Genomic DNA, 2,318 nt, shown 5'->3' on the forward strand with positions numbered 1-2,318 from the left:
CAAGCCCTCAGCCAGCTCGTGATGATTCACCCCGACCGAATCAACCCCCACCTCTAACCAATTCCCAACACTTACACAAAACACTTGACAGGCTCGGATGCGCTGGCCGTTCTCCTCAGCGGGCTCAACGTCGCCAAGACCCACAATCGGCCCTATGTTTCCAATGACAATCCGTACTCAGAATCTGAGTTCCGCACGATGAAATACCGCCCCAATTACCCCGGAATATTCGACAGCCTTGAGTCCGCTCGCGACCACTTGAACGACTACGTGCCTTGGTATAACACCAGCCACAAACACTCCGGCATCGCGTTGTTCTCGCCGCAGGAAGTCCACGACGGCTCGTGGCGACGGGCGCACTTCAAGCGCGACCTCGCTCTGCAGAAATACCACCGCACGCATCCAGAACGGTTCCGGGCACGACCCGCAACCCCAGCCCCATCCGGCATCGTCGGGATCAATCATCGTCCCGATAAAATCGTCAAAAACTAACCCGAGTGACTCCACACAGCTTGACATCGCGCGGTCAAGGTTTCTTCGGTGCGCTTTGACCACGGCTGGCCGCCTGCATTCAGTGAAAATGCCCGCAATCGTCGGATATTTCACTTTTTCACAAGCCACCCCTATCCATCCAGGTTCAGGTGCTTGAGCTGCTGGCATCGCTGCAACAGGAAACCGGGCTGGCCCTGGTGTTCATCTCGCATGACCTGGCGGTGGTGCGCGCTCAGTCACGACATCCTGGTGATGAAGGATGGCGCTGTGCTCGAGCAGGGAAGCGCGGCCGCGCTCTTCAGCAGTCCGCAGCATCCATTCACCCGTGAGCTGCTGGATGCACGCCACATGCCGCTCGCCTGAGTGTTCGCCGTCTATGCCGTCTATGCCGTCTGTGCCACCAGGCCGCTCAGGGTACGCGGTGCAGCCATTCCTCGGTGCCGAACTTCTCCACAACCAGTTGCTCGGCGCGCGCCAGTTCCTCCGATGTGATCGCCCCCGTCCTCAGACCGTACAGGCCGCGGAAAGTGTTCACCATCTCGTCCATGATCTCGTCCCGGCTGAGACCGGTTTGGCTGCGCAGCGGATCGACCCGCTTCTTGGCGCTCTTGGTTCCCTTGTCGCTCATTTTCTCGCGACCGATTCGGAGCACCTGCACCATCTTCTCGGCGTCCATGTCGTAGCTCATCGTCACATGATGCAGCAGCGCGCCGGTGCTCAGGCGTTTTTGCGCGGCGCCGCCGATTTTTCCTGCGGAGGAGGCGATGTCATTCAACGGTTGGTAATAGGCGTCGACGCCCAGAACGCTCAGCGCAGTGATCGCCCATTCGTCGAGGTAAGCGTATGACTCGGCGAACGACATGCCGTGAACGAGGTCGGTCGGTGCGTAAATCGAGTAGGTGATGAAGGATCCGGGCTCCACGAACATGGCACCCCCGCCGGTTATGCGTCGCGCGACCTGAATTCCGTACTTCTCCGCGTTCTCCAGGTCTACCTCGTTCTTCAGCGACTGAAAACTGCCGATGACCACAGCCGGTTCCGTGCGCTCCCAGAAGCGCAGAGTCGGTTGGCGGTGACCAGCACCGACCTCCTCGGTGAGTACCTGCTCGAGAGCCATCTGCAGCAGTTCGGGATACGGCTCGCCGTGAATGAGCTGCCAGTCGTAGTCGGTCCAGACCGTCGCGCGTGACAACGCTCGTCGGGTAGCCACAGCGACCGAAGCAGGTGAGAAACCAAGGAGCATCGCACCGGCTGGCAGCACCGTCTGCACGGCCTCGGTGATGTCGGAGGATCCGCTTTCCTCGGGCAGGCCGTTCACGGCGCCATTGATCGCGGCAAGCGCCTCATCCGGCTCGAGAAAGAAGTCGCCGGCAAGCTGGAAGTTCACGATCGTGCCCTCCACCACATCGAGGTCGACGACCAGGAGTTTTCCGCCGGGCACCTTGTACTCGCTGTGCATTCTGCGCCTCTCTCTGAACTCCGGCTCGACACTCCAGAATCCGGCTGTCGGTGGGTCCGCATCGAGTCTAATCGGCGGTCGCTGCCTCGAAGCGGTGCCAAGCGCGGGGGTTGGTCAGGGGCGCGGCGAAGAATTCTCGCTCGTGCGCGGCCGAAGCGCGGAACGCCTGGGCCATGCGGTGCCGGGCCGGTTCAGCCGCTGCGGCGGCGGCGGCGGTGACAATCTTGATCGCACGTGCGGTGGAGGCGGCGAACTCCTCATCCGCGTAGGTGTCCAGCCAGCTGCGGTACGGATGCGCGTCGTGCGAGAGCGGATGCAGCCGCCTACCGACATCCTGATACATCCAGAAGCACGGCAACAGCGCCGC

General features: G+C 61.6%; 4 protein-coding genes. 2 read left to right on the plus strand and 2 right to left on the minus strand.

The window, feature by feature from the left end; genetic code table 11:
* The first annotated feature begins 84 nt into the window (after positions 1-84).
* Together BMW72_RS19645 and BMW72_RS18175 are read left to right on the plus strand one after the other, a co-directional pair.
* A complete protein-coding gene (locus BMW72_RS19645) occupies positions 85-492 on the plus strand; it encodes an integrase core domain-containing protein (protein WP_166787820.1) in 408 nt (135 codons plus the stop codon).
* A gap of 210 nt (positions 493-702) precedes the next feature.
* Positions 703-855, plus strand: coding sequence for a hypothetical protein (locus BMW72_RS18175; protein ID WP_241984070.1), 153 nt, complete (start codon positions 703-705; stop codon positions 853-855).
* Between the two features lie 46 nt (positions 856-901).
* On the opposite strand, the gene lplAB is transcribed toward BMW72_RS18175, so the two are convergent.
* Entirely contained in the window at positions 902-1,951 is a 1,050-nt protein-coding gene (lplAB, locus tag BMW72_RS18180) for a lipoate-protein ligase LplAB (protein ID WP_092113155.1), read from the minus strand.
* A gap of 67 nt (positions 1,952-2,018) precedes the next feature.
* Positions 2,019-2,318 (minus strand): TenA family protein (locus BMW72_RS18185; protein WP_482764171.1); only part of this gene is annotated, 300 nt, incomplete at its 5' end.

This window comes from Cryobacterium luteum, from assembly GCF_900110125.1.
GTDB classification, from domain to species: domain Bacteria; phylum Actinomycetota; class Actinomycetes; order Actinomycetales; family Microbacteriaceae; genus Cryobacterium; species Cryobacterium luteum.

Excerpts from the sequence above, each read along its gene's own strand:
- BMW72_RS18175 (WP_241984070.1), top strand. The coding sequence starts at position 703 with ATGACCTGGCGGTGGTGCGCGCTCAGTCACGACATCCTGGTGATGAAG.
- lplAB (WP_092113155.1), bottom strand. The coding sequence starts at position 1,951 with ATGCACAGCGAGTACAAGGTGCCCGGCGGAAAACTCCTGGTCGTCGAC.